This window comes from Rhodovulum kholense (genome assembly GCF_003053725.1).
GTDB classification, from domain to species: domain Bacteria; phylum Pseudomonadota; class Alphaproteobacteria; order Rhodobacterales; family Rhodobacteraceae; genus Rhodovulum; species Rhodovulum kholense.
This window is the reverse complement of sequence record NZ_QAYC01000001.1, coordinates 80,856-96,656: the sequence shown is the minus strand read 5'-3', so window position 1 is coordinate 96,656 and position 15,801 is coordinate 80,856. Positions and strand designations below refer to the sequence as shown.

14 protein-coding genes and 1 riboswitch are annotated in these 15,801 nt (G+C 68.8%); of the genes, 6 read left to right on the top strand and 8 right to left on the bottom strand.

The window, feature by feature from the left end; all coding sequences use genetic code 11:
* Window positions 1–25: 25 nt before the first annotated feature.
* Complete coding sequence (metH, locus tag C8N38_RS00430) at window positions 26–3,781, bottom strand: methionine synthase (protein ID WP_108022839.1); 3,756 nt, start codon at window positions 3,779–3,781, stop codon at window positions 26–28.
* 118 nt (window positions 3,782–3,899) lie between these two features.
* Window positions 3,900–4,111: riboswitch (cobalamin riboswitch) on the top strand.
* Between the two features lie 31 nt (window positions 4,112–4,142).
* Between metH and C8N38_RS00425 the strand changes: the two genes are divergently transcribed.
* A complete protein-coding gene (locus C8N38_RS00425) occupies window positions 4,143–4,511 on the top strand; it encodes a hypothetical protein (protein WP_108022837.1) in 369 nt (122 codons plus the stop codon).
* A 22-nt stretch (window positions 4,512–4,533) separates the two neighbouring features.
* Here C8N38_RS00425 and nikR read toward each other — a convergent pair whose 3' ends face one another.
* Window positions 4,534–4,998, bottom strand: a complete 465-nt coding sequence (nikR, locus tag C8N38_RS00420; RefSeq protein ID WP_108022836.1) for a nickel-responsive transcriptional regulator NikR — start codon at window positions 4,996–4,998, stop codon at window positions 4,534–4,536.
* Between the two features lie 126 nt (window positions 4,999–5,124).
* Here nikR and C8N38_RS00415 point away from each other — a divergent pair, with 126 nt between their 5' ends.
* Genes C8N38_RS00415 through C8N38_RS00395 form a run of 5 tightly spaced genes read left to right on the top strand, consistent with a single transcriptional unit; the run spans window position 5,125 to window position 9,821 of the window.
* Window positions 5,125–6,687, top strand: a complete 1,563-nt coding sequence (locus C8N38_RS00415) for an ABC transporter substrate-binding protein (RefSeq protein WP_108022834.1) — start codon at window positions 5,125–5,127, stop codon at window positions 6,685–6,687.
* Window positions 6,684–7,664 carry an ABC transporter permease gene (locus tag C8N38_RS00410; RefSeq protein ID WP_108022832.1) on the top strand — a complete coding sequence of 327 codons (981 nt, stop codon included), beginning with the start codon at window positions 6,684–6,686 and terminating at the stop codon, window positions 7,662–7,664. Before C8N38_RS00415 ends, C8N38_RS00410 begins: the two co-directional genes overlap by 4 nt.
* Window positions 7,661–8,497, top strand: a complete 837-nt coding sequence (locus C8N38_RS00405) for an ABC transporter permease (RefSeq protein WP_108022830.1) — start codon at window positions 7,661–7,663, stop codon at window positions 8,495–8,497. Before C8N38_RS00410 ends, C8N38_RS00405 begins: the two co-directional genes overlap by 4 nt.
* On the top strand, window positions 8,497–9,216 hold the full coding sequence (locus C8N38_RS00400) for an ATP-binding cassette domain-containing protein (protein ID WP_108022828.1): 720 nt from the start codon (window positions 8,497–8,499) through the stop codon (window positions 9,214–9,216). Before C8N38_RS00405 ends, C8N38_RS00400 begins: the two co-directional genes overlap by 1 nt.
* Window positions 9,210–9,821: an ATP-binding cassette domain-containing protein gene (locus C8N38_RS00395; protein WP_108022826.1), complete on the top strand. Its 612-nt coding sequence runs from the start codon at window positions 9,210–9,212 to the stop codon at window positions 9,819–9,821. Before C8N38_RS00400 ends, C8N38_RS00395 begins: the two co-directional genes overlap by 7 nt.
* A 12-nt stretch (window positions 9,822–9,833) precedes the next feature.
* Here the strand turns inward: C8N38_RS00395 and C8N38_RS00390 are convergent, their stop codons facing one another.
* The 6 genes from C8N38_RS00390 to sufC form a co-directional block, all read right to left on the bottom strand.
* A complete protein-coding gene (locus tag C8N38_RS00390; RefSeq protein WP_108022824.1) occupies window positions 9,834–11,282 on the bottom strand; it encodes a tryptophanase in 1,449 nt (482 codons plus the stop codon).
* A 143-nt stretch (window positions 11,283–11,425) separates the two neighbouring features.
* Window positions 11,426–12,646 (bottom strand): cysteine desulfurase, encoded by a 1,221-nt coding sequence (locus tag C8N38_RS00385; RefSeq protein WP_108022822.1) that lies wholly within the window; start codon window positions 12,644–12,646, stop codon window positions 11,426–11,428.
* Window positions 12,639–13,241, bottom strand: a complete 603-nt coding sequence (locus C8N38_RS00380; RefSeq protein ID WP_108022820.1) for a YIP1 family protein — start codon at window positions 13,239–13,241, stop codon at window positions 12,639–12,641. Before C8N38_RS00380 ends, C8N38_RS00385 begins: the two co-directional genes overlap by 8 nt.
* A gap of 34 nt (window positions 13,242–13,275) precedes the next feature.
* Window positions 13,276–13,755 carry a YIP1 family protein gene (locus C8N38_RS00375; RefSeq protein WP_108022818.1) on the bottom strand — a complete coding sequence of 160 codons (480 nt, stop codon included), beginning with the start codon at window positions 13,753–13,755 and terminating at the stop codon, window positions 13,276–13,278.
* A 1-nt stretch (window position 13,756) separates the two neighbouring features.
* A complete protein-coding gene (gene sufD / locus C8N38_RS00370) occupies window positions 13,757–15,043 on the bottom strand; it encodes a Fe-S cluster assembly protein SufD (RefSeq protein WP_108022816.1) in 1,287 nt (428 codons plus the stop codon).
* Window positions 15,043–15,798, bottom strand: coding sequence for a Fe-S cluster assembly ATPase SufC (gene sufC / locus C8N38_RS00365; RefSeq protein WP_108022814.1), 756 nt, complete (start codon window positions 15,796–15,798; stop codon window positions 15,043–15,045). The genes sufD and sufC overlap by 1 nt, the downstream gene beginning before the upstream one ends.
* Window positions 15,799–15,801: the final 3 nt, after the last annotated feature.

The window sequence follows — 15,801 nt, the reverse complement described above, 5'->3', positions numbered from 1 at the left end:
GCAAGGCGCCACTCCGCGCGGGTTTTCAGGCCGCTGCCGCGTCGCCCCCCTTGCCGGGCGTGTAGTTCAGCACCGGCGCCAGATGGCGTTCGGCCTCGGCGAGCGTAATCCCCTTCCGCGCGGCATAATCGGCGACCTGATCGGCCTCGACCTTGCCGACCCCGAAATAGAAGCTGTCGGGATGGGCGAAATAAAGCCCAGAGACCGACGGCCCCGGCCACATCGCCATGCTTTCGGTCAGCCGGATGCCCACCGCACGTTCCGCATCGAGCAGCCGGAACAGCGTCTTCTTCTCGGTGTGGTCGGGCTGGGCCGGATAGCCCGGCGCGGGCCGGATGCCCTTGTAGGGCTCGGCGATCAGCTCTTCGGGGGTGAAGGCCTCGTCGGGCGCATAGCCCCAGAGGCTGCGGCGCACTTCCGCATGCATCCGCTCGGCGAAGGCCTCGGCGATGCGGTCGGCCAGCGCCTTGACCATGATCGCGCCATAGTCGTCATGCTCGGCCGCCATGCGCTCTGCAATGGCGATTTCCTCGGGGCCCGCCGTCACCGCAAAGCCGCCCAGATAGTCGGGGGCCACCCCTTCGGGCGCCACGAAATCGGACAGCGCCGCATTCGGGACGCCGGGCCGCTTGGCGGTCTGCTGGCGCAGGGTGTGGAAGGTGGCGAGCGTTTCCTGGCGGTCCTCGCCCGTGTAAAGCCGCACATCGTCGCCCACCGCATTGGCGGGCCAGAAGCCCACCACGCCCTTCGGCGCGAACCAGCCGCCCTGCACGATCCGGTCGAGCATCCGCCGCGCGTCGTCGTAAAGCGCGCGCGCCGCCTCGCCCTTGGCCTCGTCCTCGAGGATGCGCGGAAAGACCCCCTTCATGTCCCAGGCATGGAAGAACGGCGTCCAGTCGATATGCGCCGCCAGATCGGCCAGATCCCAGCGGTCATAGACCCTGGTGCCGAGGAAGGAGGGCTTGACCGGGCTGTGGCCCGTCCAGTCGATGGCGATCCGGTTGGCGCGGGCGGCCACGAGCGGCAGGCGCTTCTTGGCGGCCTCGCCTCGGGCGTGTTTCCGGGCGAGATCCTCGTATTCGGCGCGGATGCCCTCGACATAGCCCGCCCTCTGGTTGTCGCTCAGGAGCGACGAGACCACGCCCACCGCGCGGCTGGCATCGGTGACATAGACCGCCTGCCCCGCCGTGTAGTTCGGCGCGATCTTGACCGCCGTATGCACCTTGCTGGTCGTGGCCCCCCCGATCAGCAGCGGGATGTCGAAGCCCTGCCGCTGCATTTCCGAGGCCATGTGCACCATCTCGTCCAGCGAGGGCGTGATCAGCCCCGACAGGCCGATGATGTCGACCGCATGCTCCTTCGCGGCGGCGATGATCTTCTCGGGCGGGACCATGACGCCCAGATCGACGATTTCGTAATTGTTGCAGGCCAGCACGACGCCGACGATGTTCTTGCCGATGTCGTGCACGTCGCCCTTGACGGTGGCCATCAGGACCTTGCCCGCAGCCTCGCGGCGGCCATCCTTCTCGGCCTCCATATGGGGAAGCAGCACGGCCACGGCCTGTTTCATCACGCGGGCCGACTTGACCACCTGCGGCAGGAACATCTTGCCCGCCCCGAAAAGATCGCCCACCACGTTCATCCCCGCCATTAGCGGGCCCTCGATGACATGCAGAGGCCGCGCGGCCGCCAGCCGGGCCTCTTCGGTATCGGCCTCGATGAATTCGGTGATGCCGTTGACCAGCGCATGTTCCAGCCGCTTCCCGACCGGCAGCTCGCGCCAGGACATGTCCTTTTCGCGGCCCTGCGACCCGCCCTGCCCGCGGTATTTTTCGGCGATCTCCAGCATCCGCTCGGTCGCGTCGGCACGGCGGTTCAGGACAACGTCCTCGCAGGCCTCGCGCAGCGCGGGCTCGATCTGGTCGTAGACCGCCAGCTGGCCCGCATTGACGATGCCCATGTCCATGCCGGCCTGGATGGCGTGATACAGGAACACCGCATGCATCGCCTCGCGCACGGGTTCGTTGCCGCGGAAGCTGAAGGACAGGTTCGACACGCCGCCCGAGACATGCACATGCGGGCACTCGGCCGTGATCCGCCGCGTGGCCTCGATGAAATCGACGCCGTAATTGTCATGCTCCTCGATGCCGGTCGCGACGGCGAAGACGTTCGGGTCGAAGATGATGTCCTCGGGCGGGAAGCCGACCTCTTCGGTCAGAAGCCTGTAGGCACGGGCGCAGATCTCGACCTTGCGGTCCTCGGTATCGGCCTGACCCTTCTCGTCGAAGGCCATCACGATCACCGCCGCGCCGTAAGCCCGGCACAGCCGCGCATGGTGCAGGAAGGCCGCCTCGCCCTCCTTCATCGAGATCGAGTTGACGACCGGCTTGCCTTGCACGCATTTCAGGCCCGCCTCGATCACCTCCCACTTGGAACTGTCGATCATCACCGGCACGCGGGCGATGTCGGGCTCGGCCGCGACGAGGTTCAGGAAGTCGATCATCGCCTGTTTCGAATCGATCAGGCCCTCGTCCATGTTGACGTCGATGATCTGGGCGCCGTTCTCGACCTGATCGCGCGCCACATCCAGAGCGGTGGCGTAGTCCTGTTCCTTGATCAGCTTGCGGAACCGGGCCGAGCCGGTGACATTCGTCCGTTCGCCCACGTTCACGAAGGGGATGTCGTCGGTCAGGGTGAAAGGTTCGAGCCCCGAGAGCCGCATCTTCGGCGCGATCTCTGGGATCTTGCGAGGGGCATGGCCCCGAACCGCCTTTGCCACCGCCGCGATATGGTCATAGGTCGACCCGCAGCAGCCGCCGACGATATTGACCAGCCCGTCCTTCGCAAAGCCCGCGACCAGCGCCGCCATCTCGTCGGGTGTCTGGTCGTAGTCGCCCATCTCGTTCGGGAGCCCGGCATTGGGATAGGCACAGATCAGCGTGTCGGCCACGGCCGAAAGCTCGGCCAGGTGCGGGCGCATCGCATCGGCCCCCAGCGCGCAGTTCAGCCCGATGGTCAGCGGCCGGGCATGGCGCACCGAATGCCAGAAGGCCGTGGGCGTCTGGCCCGACAGCGTCCGCCCCGACAGGTCGGTGATGGTGCCCGAGATCATGACGGGCAGGCGTAGGCCCTGTTCGGCAAAGACCTCCTCGCAGGCGAAGATCGCGGCCTTGGCGTTCAAGGTGTCGAAGATCGTCTCGATCAGAACCAGATCGATCCCGCCCGCGATCAGCCCGTGCAGCTGTTCGGCATAGGCGATCCGCAGGTCGTCGAAAGTCACGGCCCGGTAGCCCGGGTTGTTCACGTCGGGGCTGATCGAGGCGGTGCGGTTCGTCGGTCCCAGCGCGCCCGCGACGAAGCGATGCCGCCCGTCCTCGGCCTCGGCCCGGTCCATCGCCTTGCGGGCCAGCCGCGCACCCGCCTCGTTCAGCGCGAAGACCTTGTCTTCCAGCCCGTAATCGGCCTGGGCGATGGCGGTCGAGGAAAAGGTATTGGTCTCGACGATATCGGCACCCACCATCGCATAGCGGTAGTGGATCTCTTCGATCACGTCGGGATTCGTCAGGTTCAGAAGGTCGTTGTTGCCCTTCTGCGGCTTGTCGCCGTGCAGATGACAGGCGCAGCCGCCGCCAGAACCGGTGAAATCGTCCTCGGTCAGGCCGAGCTTCTGGATCTGGGTGCCCATCGCCCCGTCCAGCACCAGGATCCGCTCGGCGGCGGCGGTGCGAAGGGTCTCGAAGACAGGCGAATGGCGGGCGGGGCGGGGCGCGGATTGGGTCATGGACGGCAGATATGGCCTTCGGCCGCGCCTGTCCAATTCATGTTTGTCAGGATCTTTATGAGGCCGGCTCACATTCACGGCCGATATTCTGCGCCATTGACAGCCGCCCGCCCGGCCGGGTAGCGCTTGTGGCGATGGTTCCCGCAGGCCTTGCCGGCCGCGCGGGTGAAAAGGGAACGCGGTCCGCCGGAACCTCCGGCAAATCCGCGGCTGCCCCCGCAACTGTAGGCGGAGAGCCCCCCGAGACGGCCACTGGACCGAACGGTCCGGGAAGGGTCGGGGCGGCGATGACCCGCAAGCCAGGAGACCTGCCATCCAAGCGTGTGAACCCGGGCGGGGTGCCCCGGCAAGGAGATCCGCGATGGATGACATCAGGGGCCGGCGCGGCCCGGTTTTTCGTGACGAGGTTCCGGGCGGGGCCGGTCTGCCGGCGATGCTGGAGATGGTGCTGATGCGGCTTGCCGCCTGCCCCCAGACGGGGCCGCGGGCGCGCGAGCTGGGCCAGCTTGGCTTCATGCAATGGCTGGGCAGCCTGCCCGGCCGGGCCGATCTGCCCGCCGCCGCCCGCGCCGCCGAGGCGCAGGCGGCACCGGGTCCGGCCACAGCCGCGCTGGACGAGTTCCGCCGCCTGCTGGTGCAGATCCGCGCGATGCCGCCCCGGCCGCTGGATCTGGCCCTGCCCCGCCCATGCCGCCGGGGCGGCGCCCGGGCGCGGCGGCTCAGGCTTTAGCCCGGACCCTTCGCGGACAGGGTCAGAATCGGTCCAGCACCCGCAGGTGATCGTGGGTATGCGCCCGTTCGCCATGCAGGTGGAACTCGACCTCGGTCCGGACCGGGATCAGAACGGTCTGGCCGTGCCGCACGCCGCGCTGCAGGAACAGGCTGTTGGCATAGGCCTGGACCGAGCCCACCGTACCCCGCATCACCGCCACCTCGACCGCCGCGTGATGGTCAAGCGGCACCGACAGCGCCGCGATGGCCGCGTCGTGATGCTGCTGGCGGCTTTCGGGCACGAGCCGACCCAGATCGCGCTGCGCGGGGTCCATGGCATAGGTCACGACGCCCACGCATTCGGCGGTCTCGGGCGCGTCCTGGTCGAGCCCCCGGCGGATCAGGTCGCGCAGCGCCTCGGACCGGTTCGACGCGCCAGACCGGTCCATGAAGGCGTCGAGCGCCTCCAGCAGGTCGTCTTCGATGGTGATCGTGATGCGCTGCATGGGCCCCTCCCGCTTTGCGGCGACTTTGCCTCCGGAGCGCGGGGCAAACAAGGCACAGAACCGCGCTTGGCATTCCCGCCACGCCGGGCGTATGAAGATGAAAGGCATAAATCATACCGAGTCCTCATGCGCCCTCTGTCCTTCCTGGCCCTTGCCGTTTCGCTGAGTCTGCCGCTGGCTGTCGAGGCCGCCCCGCCGCTGGTGCTGGCGGTGGGCGGCGAACCCGAGACCGGTTTTGACCCGATCATGGGCTGGGGCCGCTACGGAAATCCGCTGTTTCAGGCGACGCTGCTCAGGCGCGCGGCCGACCTGTCGCTGGCGGGCGATCTGGCGACCGGCTGGTCGCTGTCGGACGACCGTCTGACCTGGACCGTCACGCTCCGCGACGATGCGCGGTTTTCGGACGGAACGCCCCTGACCGCCGAGGACGTGGCCTTCACCTTCAACGCCGCGCGCGACGGCGACGGGCTGACGGATCTCAAGGTGCTGAAGGAGGCCCGCGCCACCGGCCCGCTGACGGTCGAGCTCGAACTCCGCCACCCGCAGATCACCTTCACCGGAGATCTGGCGACACTGGGGATCGTGCCAAAGGCATCCTACGGGCCGGATTACGCCCGCCACCCGGTCGGCGCCGGGCCGTTCCGCCTGGTCGAATGGCGCGAGGGCGAACAGCTGATCGTCGCGCCGAACCCCTACTGGTACGGCCCCGACATCCCGTTTCCGCGCGTGACCTTCGTCTTCGGGGCCGAGGCGGCGGGGCTGGCGCTGGCGCGCACCGGCGCGGCGCAGATCGTCGCCGTACCCCCGGCCGAGGCCGATGCAGCGCCAGAGGGGATGCAGGTGCTGCATGTGCCAAGCGTCGACAATCGCGGGGTGATGTTCCCGATGCGGCCCGCGGGCGGCCGGACCGCCGAGGGCGCGCCCATCGGCAACGATGTCACCGCCGACCGCGCCATCCGGGTGGCGGTCGATCAGGCGGTGGACCGGACCGCGCTGCTGGCGCTGGCGGTCAACGGCCATGGCGCGCCCGCCCATGGCCCGGCCGACGGTTTGCCCTGGGATAACCCAGAGGACCGCCTGACCGAGACCGGCCCCGACGCCGCGCGCGCCACGCTGGCGGCTGCGGGCTGGACCGATGCCGATGGCGACGGGCTGCGCGAAAAGGACGGGCTCGAGGCCGAATTCCGGCTGGTCTACCCGGCCTCCGACTCGGTGCGGCAGGCGCTGGCGCTGGGGGTCGCCGAGGCGCTGAAACCGGTCGGCATCCGGGCGATCCCCGACGGCCGGAGCTGGGACGAGATCGGGCGGCTCATGCATTCCGAGCCGGTGGTCTTCGGCTGGGGCTCGCACGACCCGTCGGAGGTCTTCAACCTCTATGACAGCGGCTTTGCCGGTCGCGGCTGGTACAATCCGGGCTTTTACGAAAACCCGGCGGTCGACGCCCATCTCGCCGCCGCCGAAGCCGCCGAGACCTTCGAGGCCTCGCTGCCCGAATGGCGCGCCGCGCAATGGGACGGGACCACGGGCTTTGGCGCGAAGGGCGACGCGGCCTGGGCCTGGCTGATCAATATCGACCATTCCTACTGGGTCAGCGATTGTCTCGATCTCGGCCCGATCCAGACCGAGCCGCATGGCCATGGCTGGCCGATCACCCAGGGACTGCCCGGCTGGCGCTGGACCTGCGAATGACGGGCTGGCTCGGGCGGCTTCTGGTCGAGCGGCTGATCCGGCTGGCCTGGTTGTTGCCGCTGGCCATGGCGGGGCTCTTCACGCTGGTCTCGCTGGCGCCGGTCGACCCGATCACGGCCTATGTCGGCGCCCGGGTCGCGGATGTCGGCCCCGACCAGCGCGCGGCCATTGCCCAGGCCTGGGGGCTCGATGCGCCCGCGCCCGAACGGTTCGCGCTGTGGCTCGGCCACATCGCGCGCGGCGATCTGGGCAGCTCGATCACCTTCAACGCGCCCGTCGCCGAGGTGCTGGCGGATCGGGCCGGGGCCTCGCTGACGCTGATCGCGCTGGCCTTCGTGATATCCTTCGCGGTGGGGCTGGGCCTCGGGCTGACCGCCGCCGCGACGCGCGGGCGCTGGCCCGACCGCGCGATCCGGGGCTTTGCCGTGGTGCTGACGGCAAGCCCCGGGTTCTGGGTCGCGCTGCTCTTGATCGCGCTTTTCGCCGTCGGGCTGGGCTGGCTGCCCTCCTGTTGCGCGGCCCCGCCCGGTCTGACCGCCGACGAGGCCGATCTGGCTGCGCGGCTCAACCACCTGATCCTGCCCGCCGCGACCCTGTCGGTGGTGGGGACCGGGCCGCTGATCCTGCACAGCCGCGCCCGCGCCGCGGCCTTTCTCGAAAGCCCCGCCGCGCGCCATCTGGCCGCCCACGGCGCGCGCCCGGGCTGGCTGGTCTGGCGGCCGGGTCTGCGCCACGCGCTGGGCCCGGCGCTGGCCGTGCATCTGGCGGGCACGGGCGAGCTGATCGGCGGGTCGGTGCTGGCCGAGACGGTCTTTGCCTGGCCGGGGCTTGGGCAGGCCACGGTGCGCGCGGCGCTGGGCGCCGATGCGCCGCTTTTGCTGGGGATCGCGCTGGCCACGCTGGTGGTGGTCTTTCTGGGCAATCTCGCCGCCGATATCGCGGCGCGGCTGCTCGACCCAAGACTGAGGCAGGCATGATCGCCGCCCTCACCCTCGCCTCGCCGGTGCGCCGCGATCTGCTGATCCGGGGCGGGCTGGCGCTGGGGCTTGTCGCGGTGCTGCTGTTGGCGGCGCTTGCCCTGCCACCCGAAGGCCCGCCCGTCAGCGCGTTGTCGCGCAATCTCGGTCCCTCGCTGGCGCATCCCTTCGGTACCGACAGTCTGGGGCGCGACATGGCGTTGCGCACCGCGCTGGCGCTGGCCACCTCGATCAAGGTCGGGCTGTTCGCGGCGGTGCTGTCGACGGCGGTCGCGGTCGTCTTCGGGCTTGCCGCCGCCTCGCACCGGCTGGCCGACCGGCTTGTGGGGGTCGCGACCGAGCTGGCGCTGGGGCTGCCGCATTTCGTGCTGATCCTGCTGATCGCCTATGCCGCGGGCGGCGGCATGGCGGGCGTGATCCTGGGCGTCGGGCTGACTCACTGGCCCCGGCTGACCCGCGTCCTGCGGCTCGAGGCGCAGACGGTCGCGGCGTCCGACTATGTCGCGGTCTCGCGCGGGCTCGGGCGCGGACCCGTCTGGATCGCCCGCCATCATCTGGCGCCGCATCTTCTTCCGCAGATCGTGGCGGGCTTCGTGCTGATCTTTCCCCATGCCGTGCTGCACGAGGCGGGGCTGTCCTTCGTCGGGCTCGGCATTCCGCCGCATCTGCCCTCGATCGGGGTGATCCTGGCGGACTCGCTGCGGGCACTGATGGCCGGGCATTGGTGGGTCGCGGTCTTCCCGGGCACCGGCCTGATGCTGGTCGCGCTGACGGTGGAACGCTTCGGCGAGGCGCTGCGGCGCGCGGCCGATCCAACGGAGGGCGTCGCCTGATGCTGCGCGTCGAGGATCTGTCGGTCGCCTTCCGCCAGCATGACGGGCGCCTGACCCGCCCGCTTGCGGGCGTCAGCCTGACCGTCGCGTCCGGCGACTGCGCGGGGCTGATCGGCGGCTCGGGGGCCGGGAAAAGCCTGATCGCCGAGGCGCTGACCGGCACCCTGCCCCGCAATGCCGAGCTTTCGGGCCGGATCGGGGTCTCGGGCCGCATCGCCCTGGCCCCGCAGGCGGTGACGGCGCTCGACCCGCTGGCCCGGGCGGGCACGCAGATCGCACGGATGGCCCGGCTTGCAGGGCGGCGCGCCGATCCGGCCGCGCTGATGGCGCGGCTCGGCCTGCCCGAGGCCGCCCTGCGCGCCTATCCGCACGAGCTGTCGGGCGGCATGGCCAAGCGGGTGCTGATCGCAACGGCGCTGGCGACCGGGGCCGGAACCCTGATCGCCGACGAACCGACGCTGGGGCTCGACCCCGGGGCGGCCGACCGGATCATGGCGCTGCTGGCGGGGCTCGCCGCCGAGGGCACCGGCGTTCTGATCATCAGCCACGACCTGCCGCGGCTGGTGGCGACGACGACCCGCGTGACGGTGCTGCGCGAGGGCCGCCCGGTCGAGACCGTTCCGGCCGCCGCCTTCCCCGAGGGGCTGACCCACCCCTTCACGCGCGCGCTTTGGGACGCCCAGACCTGGACCGCAACCGAGTGGGCCGAGGCATGCTGAGCGCCGAAGACATCCGCCACGGCTTCGGCGGCCGCGACGTGCTGCGCGGCGTGTCGCTGCGCCTTGCGCCCGGCGAGGTGCTGGGGATCGGCGGTGCCTCGGGCGCGGGCAAGTCGACGCTGGGCCGCATCCTTGCGGGGCGGACACGACCCGAGGGCGGCCGCGTCCGCTGGCAAGGCTCGGGTCTTCCCGACAGGGGGCCCTGCCCGGTCCAGCACGCGCCCCAGTCGCCCGATGCCGCGACCGACCCGCGCTGGACGGTGGCGAAGATCCTGGCCAATGGTGGCCCGCCCGATGCCGGGGCGCTGGCAGCTTTGGGCATCCGGCCCGACTGGCACCGGCGCCTTCCGGGCGAGCTGTCGGGGGGCGAGCTGGCGCGGGTGTCGCTGGCGCGGATGATCCGGCCCGAGACCCGGGTGCTGATCTGCGACGAGATCACCGCCCAGCTTGACGCGCTGGCGGCGCGCGATCTGTGGCAGGCGCTGATGCCGCTGGCACGGGCGCGCGGCTTGGCGCTGATCGTGATCAGCCACGATGCCGGGCTGCGCCGCGCGCTGGCCGCGCGCGACACGGTGCTGACGGACGGGCGGCTTTGCCCGGCCTGACCGGGACAGCCCTCAGAGGCTGTCGCCGAAATCGGCCTTGAACTGCGCCACAAGCCTTTGCTGCCAGTCCGAGACCGGCGCGAGGCGGCCATAGAAGAAACGCAGGATCTCGGGTTCCTCGACGAAGGTCAGCCCGCCCACCAGCCGACGGTTCTGCCAAAGCCAGTCGATCCGGTCGATGGCGTATTTGACCTGCGACAGGGTGAAGACCCGGCGCGGCATGGCGAGCCGCACCAGCTCCATATTGGCCAGCGGCTCGGTGCCGTCGGGGGCGCGCTGTTCGGACAGGGTGCCGCGCTCCATCCCGCGCACGCCCGAGGCGATGTACAGCGCCGAGGCCAGCGCCCCCGCCGAATACTGCGCCTGCGGCACGTGATCGAGGAAACGCATCACGTCGATATGACAGCCAAGCCCACCCGCCGGCGTGATCACCGGAATGCCGCGGCGGTCGAGTTCGCCCACCATGTAGGCGATGAATTGCGGCCCCTGCGAAATCATGTCCTCGTCCATGGTCTCGTCAAGCCCGACGGTCAGCGCCTCGATCTCGCGCACCGACATGCCGCCATAGGTCAGGAAGCCCTCGTAAAGCGGCACCAGCCCCCGCATCCGGTTGTAAAGCGCCTCGTCGCGGACGCAGATCGCGCCGCCGCGCGCACAACCGAGCTTGCGGGCCGAGAAATAGATCACGTCGCAGAGATCGGCGATCTGGCGGGTGATCTCGCGGATCGACAGATCGCGGCAGGCGGCCTCGCGGGTCTTGAGGAAGTAGAGGTTGTCGGCCATCAGGCTCGCGTCATAGACCAGCGTCAGCCCGTGCCGGTCGCAGACCGCGCGCACCTCGCGAAGGTTGGCCAGCGAGACCGGCTGGCCGCCGATCAGGTTGGTGCCCGCCTCGACCCGGACAAAGGCGATGCGCTCTGCGCCATGCTCGGCCACAAGGCGTTCCAGCGCGGCCACATCCATGTCGCCCTTGAACGGCTCGTCCGAGGTGACCTCGAGGCCCCGGGCATGGATGATCTCCTCGACGCGGCCGCCATTCAGCACGATATGCGCCTTGGTGGTGGTGAAGTGATAGTTCATCGGCACGATCGAGCCCGGCGTCACCAGCACCTGCGCCAGGATGTTCTCGCAGGCGCGGCCCTGGTGGGTCGGCAGGATCCAGTCCATGCCGAAGATCTCGCGCAGCCGGGTTTCCAGCCGGGTATAGGTCGCGGACCCGGCATAGCTGTCATCGGCCACCATCATCGCGGCAACCTGCCGGTCGCTCATGGCGTTGACGCCGCTGTCGGTCAGCATGTCCATGAACACGTCCCTGTTCTGCAGAAGGAACGTGTTGTTGCCCGCCGCGGTGATCGCCGCGAGACGCGTGTCGATATCGGGCAGGGTCAGCTTCTGGACGACGCGGACCTTGTGCATTTCTAGCGGGACGGTCTCGCCGCTGAAAAAACGGACGCTGGGCATGGGGGTCTCCTCCTCGGACCGATGTCACGGCCTCGTGATTGCGCAAGAAAGTTTCTCGCGCAGTCCCGCCCTTGGCACTGCGTCAAACACGCGCGCGGCGCCGGGACGGGGAGGAGAAGACCAAGGGCGCGGATTGCGCCCGGTCAGGCAAAGAGATCGTGGCAGAGTTCCAGCGCCTCGATCAGCGTGTCGACCTCTTCGGTCGTGTTGTACATCGCGAAGGAGGCACGGCAGGTCGCGGTGATGCCCAGATGGTCCATCAGCGGCCCCGCGCAATGATGGCCCGCGCGGACCGCGACGCCCTTCTTGTCAAGCACGGTCGAGATGTCATGGGGATGCGCCGGGCCTTCCAGCGTGAACGAGAAGATCGCGCCGCGATGGTCGGCCTTGCCCTGCACCTGCAGCCAGTTGAGCCCCGTCAGCCGGTCCATGGCATAGGCGGTGATCGCCTTCTCATGGGCCGCAATGGCCTCCATGCCGACGCCCATCATGTAGTCGAGCGCCACGCCCAGCCCGATCTGCTGGACGATGCCGGGGGTGCCCGCCTCGAAGCGCATCGGCGGATCGGCATAGAGGATGCCGTCCTTGTGCACCTCGCGGATCATGTCGCCGCCGCCCATGAAGGGGCGCATCTCGGCCATCCGCTCCTTGCGGATATGGATCGCGCCCGAGGCCGAGGGGCCATAGAGCTTGTGTCCGGTGATGGCGTAGAAATCGGCGCCCAGCGCATCCACGTTGACAGGCTGATGCACCGCACCTTGCGAGCCGTCGACCAGCACCGCCACGCCCTTCTCATGCGCGCCCTTCACGATGGCGGCGACATCGACCACGGTGCCCAGCACGTTCGACATCTGGGTGACGGCGACCAGCTTCGTCCGGGGCCCGATGGCGTCAATCACCGCCTGCGGGTCGAGATTGCCGTTGCCATCGACATCGACCCATTTCAGCACAGCCCCCTGCCGTTCGCGCAGGAAATGCCAGGGCACCACATTGGCGTGATGCTCCATCACCGACAGCACGATCTCGTCGCCGGGTTCGAAGCGCGGCGCGGCCCAGGCATAGGACACGAGGTTGATGCCCTCGGTCGCGCCGGTGGTAAAGACGATCTCGTCCGGATCGGCGGCGCCGAGGAACCGCGCGATGGTGCCGCGCACCGCCTCGTATTTCTCGGTCGCGATGGTCGAAAGCGTGTGCAGCCCGCGATGGACGTTCGCGTATTCCATCGCATAGGCCTGCGTGACCGCGTCGATCACGACCTGGGGTTTCTGCGCCGACGCGCCGTTGTCGAGATAGACCAGCGGCTTGCCGTTCACCTGACGCGAGAGAATGGGAAAATCGGCGCGGATCTTGTGCACGTCATACATCGGGCATGGCTCCGGTCAGGGTGATACCGAGGATCGACAGGATCAGGCTCATCCCGAAGACGATCCCGATCATCGAGAAGACGATCATCGCAAAGGTCTTCAGGACCGAGGGAAAGCCGTGAAGAACGGCAACAAAGTGACTGAGAAGCCAGAAGAAAAGGCCGATGCCGAAAATGCCCACAAGGCCCGCGGCGGGGGGCAGGACGATCAGGAAGACAAGCTGCACCACCTGCAGGCAGGCCATGATGAATTGCAGCCAGACGGTCAGCGCCAGCGCCCCGGCAAGATCGCCGGTGCCTCCGAAGACCCGGCCGATCCCGGCGATGGCATGCACCGTGACAACCAAAAGCAGCCCCTGCACCGCCGCCGCCGCCAGCGGGTAATGCATGAAGACCGGCATCATCGGGTCGATCGGCGCCGGGCTGATCAGCTCGCCCAGTTCGGTCAGCAGGACGCTGAGGATCACGACCAGAACCAGCGCCTCCCACAGCACGGCACGCGGCGGGGCCAGCGACAGGATGCGCACCGCGCTGCCGCGCGGATCGGTGACGGTGTCGCGGGCCAGCGACAGCAAGGAGGGTCTGGGTTCGGTCATGATCGGGCTATCCTGCGTCTCGTCAGGCACGGGCCTACGCCTCGGCCTCGACCAGAGACAAGAGCCAAATCGCGAGAAAGGCAACCGCCAGAACGGTCGAGACCAGCGTCAGCGCGGGGCCTGCGCCGATGAAGCCCGCCACCAGCCCCTGCAAAAGCCAGAGCGGCGAGACGCAGAGCAGCGTCCAGAACAGCGCCAGCCGGGCGGTGAACCAGCTGCCCTTGCCCCCGACCGCGCGCGCCACCAGATGGCTGAGCGCCGCAAGCCCGTAGAAGAACAGCGGCGCCAGCGCCATCCAGCCAAACAGCGCCGCGCCCAGAAGCGCCTCCAGCGGCACCTCGGGCGTCATGTAGGCCTCGCGCGCAAGGCGCGGCCATTGCCCGATGAAGATCAGGAAACAGGCGATCATCAGATAGATCAGCGCGCGATCCTCGCGCGGCCCCATCCGCAACTGCCGCCGCAGCGCGGCGCGCGGTCCGCGCCACGTCGCGACGATTTCGGTGGTGACGGCCATCCTACCTCCGGTGCCGTTCGAGCCAGGCCGCAAGGCTCGCGACGACCTCGTCGCGCACCGCCTGGGACTCGATCTCTTCGATGGCCTCGGCCAGGAAGGACAGGACCATCATGTCCTGCGCCTCGGCCTTCGGCACCCCGCGCGAGCGCAGGTAGAACAGCGCATCCTCGTCGATCGCGCCCGAGGTCGAGCCGTGCGAACAGGCCACGTCGTCGGCATAGATCTCGAGCTCGGGCTTGGCGAGGAAGTTAGCCTCTTCGTCCAGCAGCAGCGATTGCGAGATCTGGTAGCCGTCGGTCTTCTGCGCCCCCTCCTTGACGAGGATCTTGCCCTGGAAGACGCCGGTCGCGCCCTTCCTCAGCACCTTCTTGAACACCTGACGGCTTTCGCAGTTCACCGCGTCATGGGTGATGAAGACGGTGTCGTCATGATGAAAGCTGCCATCGCCCATGCAGGCGCCCGCGACATGGGCCACGCCCTCGTCGCCGGTCAGCTCGATCACCACCTCGTTGCGGGTCATCGCGCCGTTCATGGTCAGGGTGAAGGACTTGAAGATGCTTTCCTCGCCCAGCCGCGCGAAGATATGGGTCGCGGCGCGGCGGTCGTGGTCGCGGCCCTGGCTGCGCACATGGTGGAAGGCGCCGCCATCGGCCACGTCGACCTCCATCACCTTGTTGAACCGCGCCGCCGCCGGGCCGGTTTCCAGCACGGTCAGATCGGCGCCGGGCTCGACCCGGATCAGGTGATGCAGGATCGCATCCGAGGTCTCGTCGCAATGGCGATAGACCAGGTTCACCGGCTTCTCGACCTTGCCGGTGGCGCGGATCAGCACGCCATCGGTGGCAAAGGCGGTGTTCAGCGCGGCCAGCGGACGCGGCACCGGGCTCTGCCCGCGGGACTCGAGCACGCCGTAAAGATCGGCCGCCCAGGGGATGTCCTGTGCCTCGGCCTCGGCCAGACGGGTGATTTCAAGCCCGGCCAGCGCCGGATCGTCGGACGCCTCGGGGTCGAACACCCCGTCGACGAAGACGAGACGCAGCCGGTCGATGTCTTCGAAAGTGGCGTTCTCGGCGGGCGGCAGCACCGCCGCCGGCACCGGCGCGGCCGAGATCAGCTCGTCGGGACGGGTGAAGCGCCAGTATTCGTCGCGCCGCCCGGGCAGGCCCAGGTCCTGCACCCGGGTCAGCGCCGCCTCGCGCAGGGGCCGCGTCCAGCCCGCCTGAACCGGCATCGCGAGCGAGGCCAGCCGCGCCTCGGTCGCGGTCAGTTTCGCCTGCGGCAGCCCCATCACGCGACCTCCGCCAGGATGTCGGCATAGCCGTTCCGTTCGACCTCGAGCGCGAGGTCGGGACCGCCGGTCTTGATGATCTGGCCGCGCGCCATGATGTGCACGACATCGGGCACGATATGGTCCAGCAGGCGCTGATAGTGGGTGATCACCAGAAAGCCCCGGTCGGGCGAGCGCAGCGCGTTGACGCCATCGGCCACCAGCTTCATCGCATCGACATCAAGCCCCGAATCGGTTTCGTCGAGGATGCACATCTTCGGTTCCAGCATCGCCATCTGCAGGATTTCGTTGCGCTTCTTCTCGCCGCCCGAAAAGCCCATGTTGACCGGGCGTTTCAGCATTTCGGCGTCGATCTTCAGGTCCTTGGCCTTCGCGCGCACCTCCTTGAGGAAGGTGGCGGCGTCCATTTCCTCTTCGCCGCGGGCCTTGCGCTGGGCGTTCACGGCCGTCCTGAGGAAAGTCATGTTGCCCACGCCCGGGATCTCGACCGGGTACTGGAAGGCCAGGAAAAGACCGGCGGCGGCGCGTTCCTCGGCCTCCATCGACAGAAGGTCGACACCGGCCAGCGTGGCCGAACCGTCGGTGACCTCATAACCGCCCTTGCCCGACAGCACATAGGACAGCGTCGACTTGCCCGACCCGTTCGGCCCCATGATCGCATGCACCTTGCCCGCCTCGACGGTCAGGTTGACGCCTTTCAGGATCTCCTTGCCCTCTTCTTCCAGCGAAGCGTGCAGGTTCTTGATTTCCAGCATGTC

Coding starts and splice junctions, on each gene's coding strand:
- metH (WP_108022839.1), bottom strand. CDS start 3,781: ATGACCCAATCCGCGCCCCGCCCCGCCCGCCATTCGCCTGTCTTCGAG.
- C8N38_RS00425 (WP_108022837.1), top strand. CDS start 4,143: ATGGATGACATCAGGGGCCGGCGCGGCCCGGTTTTTCGTGACGAGGTT.
- nikR (WP_108022836.1), bottom strand. CDS start 4,998: ATGCAGCGCATCACGATCACCATCGAAGACGACCTGCTGGAGGCGCTC.
- C8N38_RS00415 (WP_108022834.1), top strand. CDS start 5,125: ATGCGCCCTCTGTCCTTCCTGGCCCTTGCCGTTTCGCTGAGTCTGCCG.
- C8N38_RS00410 (WP_108022832.1), top strand. CDS start 6,684: ATGACGGGCTGGCTCGGGCGGCTTCTGGTCGAGCGGCTGATCCGGCTG.
- C8N38_RS00405 (WP_108022830.1), top strand. CDS start 7,661: ATGATCGCCGCCCTCACCCTCGCCTCGCCGGTGCGCCGCGATCTGCTG.
- C8N38_RS00400 (WP_108022828.1), top strand. CDS start 8,497: ATGCTGCGCGTCGAGGATCTGTCGGTCGCCTTCCGCCAGCATGACGGG.
- C8N38_RS00395 (WP_108022826.1), top strand. CDS start 9,210: ATGCTGAGCGCCGAAGACATCCGCCACGGCTTCGGCGGCCGCGACGTG.
- C8N38_RS00390 (WP_108022824.1), bottom strand. CDS start 11,282: ATGCCCAGCGTCCGTTTTTTCAGCGGCGAGACCGTCCCGCTAGAAATG.
- C8N38_RS00385 (WP_108022822.1), bottom strand. CDS start 12,646: ATGTATGACGTGCACAAGATCCGCGCCGATTTTCCCATTCTCTCGCGT.
- C8N38_RS00380 (WP_108022820.1), bottom strand. CDS start 13,241: ATGACCGAACCCAGACCCTCCTTGCTGTCGCTGGCCCGCGACACCGTC.
- C8N38_RS00375 (WP_108022818.1), bottom strand. CDS start 13,755: ATGGCCGTCACCACCGAAATCGTCGCGACGTGGCGCGGACCGCGCGCC.
- sufD (WP_108022816.1), bottom strand. CDS start 15,043: ATGGGGCTGCCGCAGGCGAAACTGACCGCGACCGAGGCGCGGCTGGCC.
- sufC (WP_108022814.1), bottom strand. CDS start 15,798: ATGCTGGAAATCAAGAACCTGCACGCTTCGCTGGAAGAAGAGGGCAAG.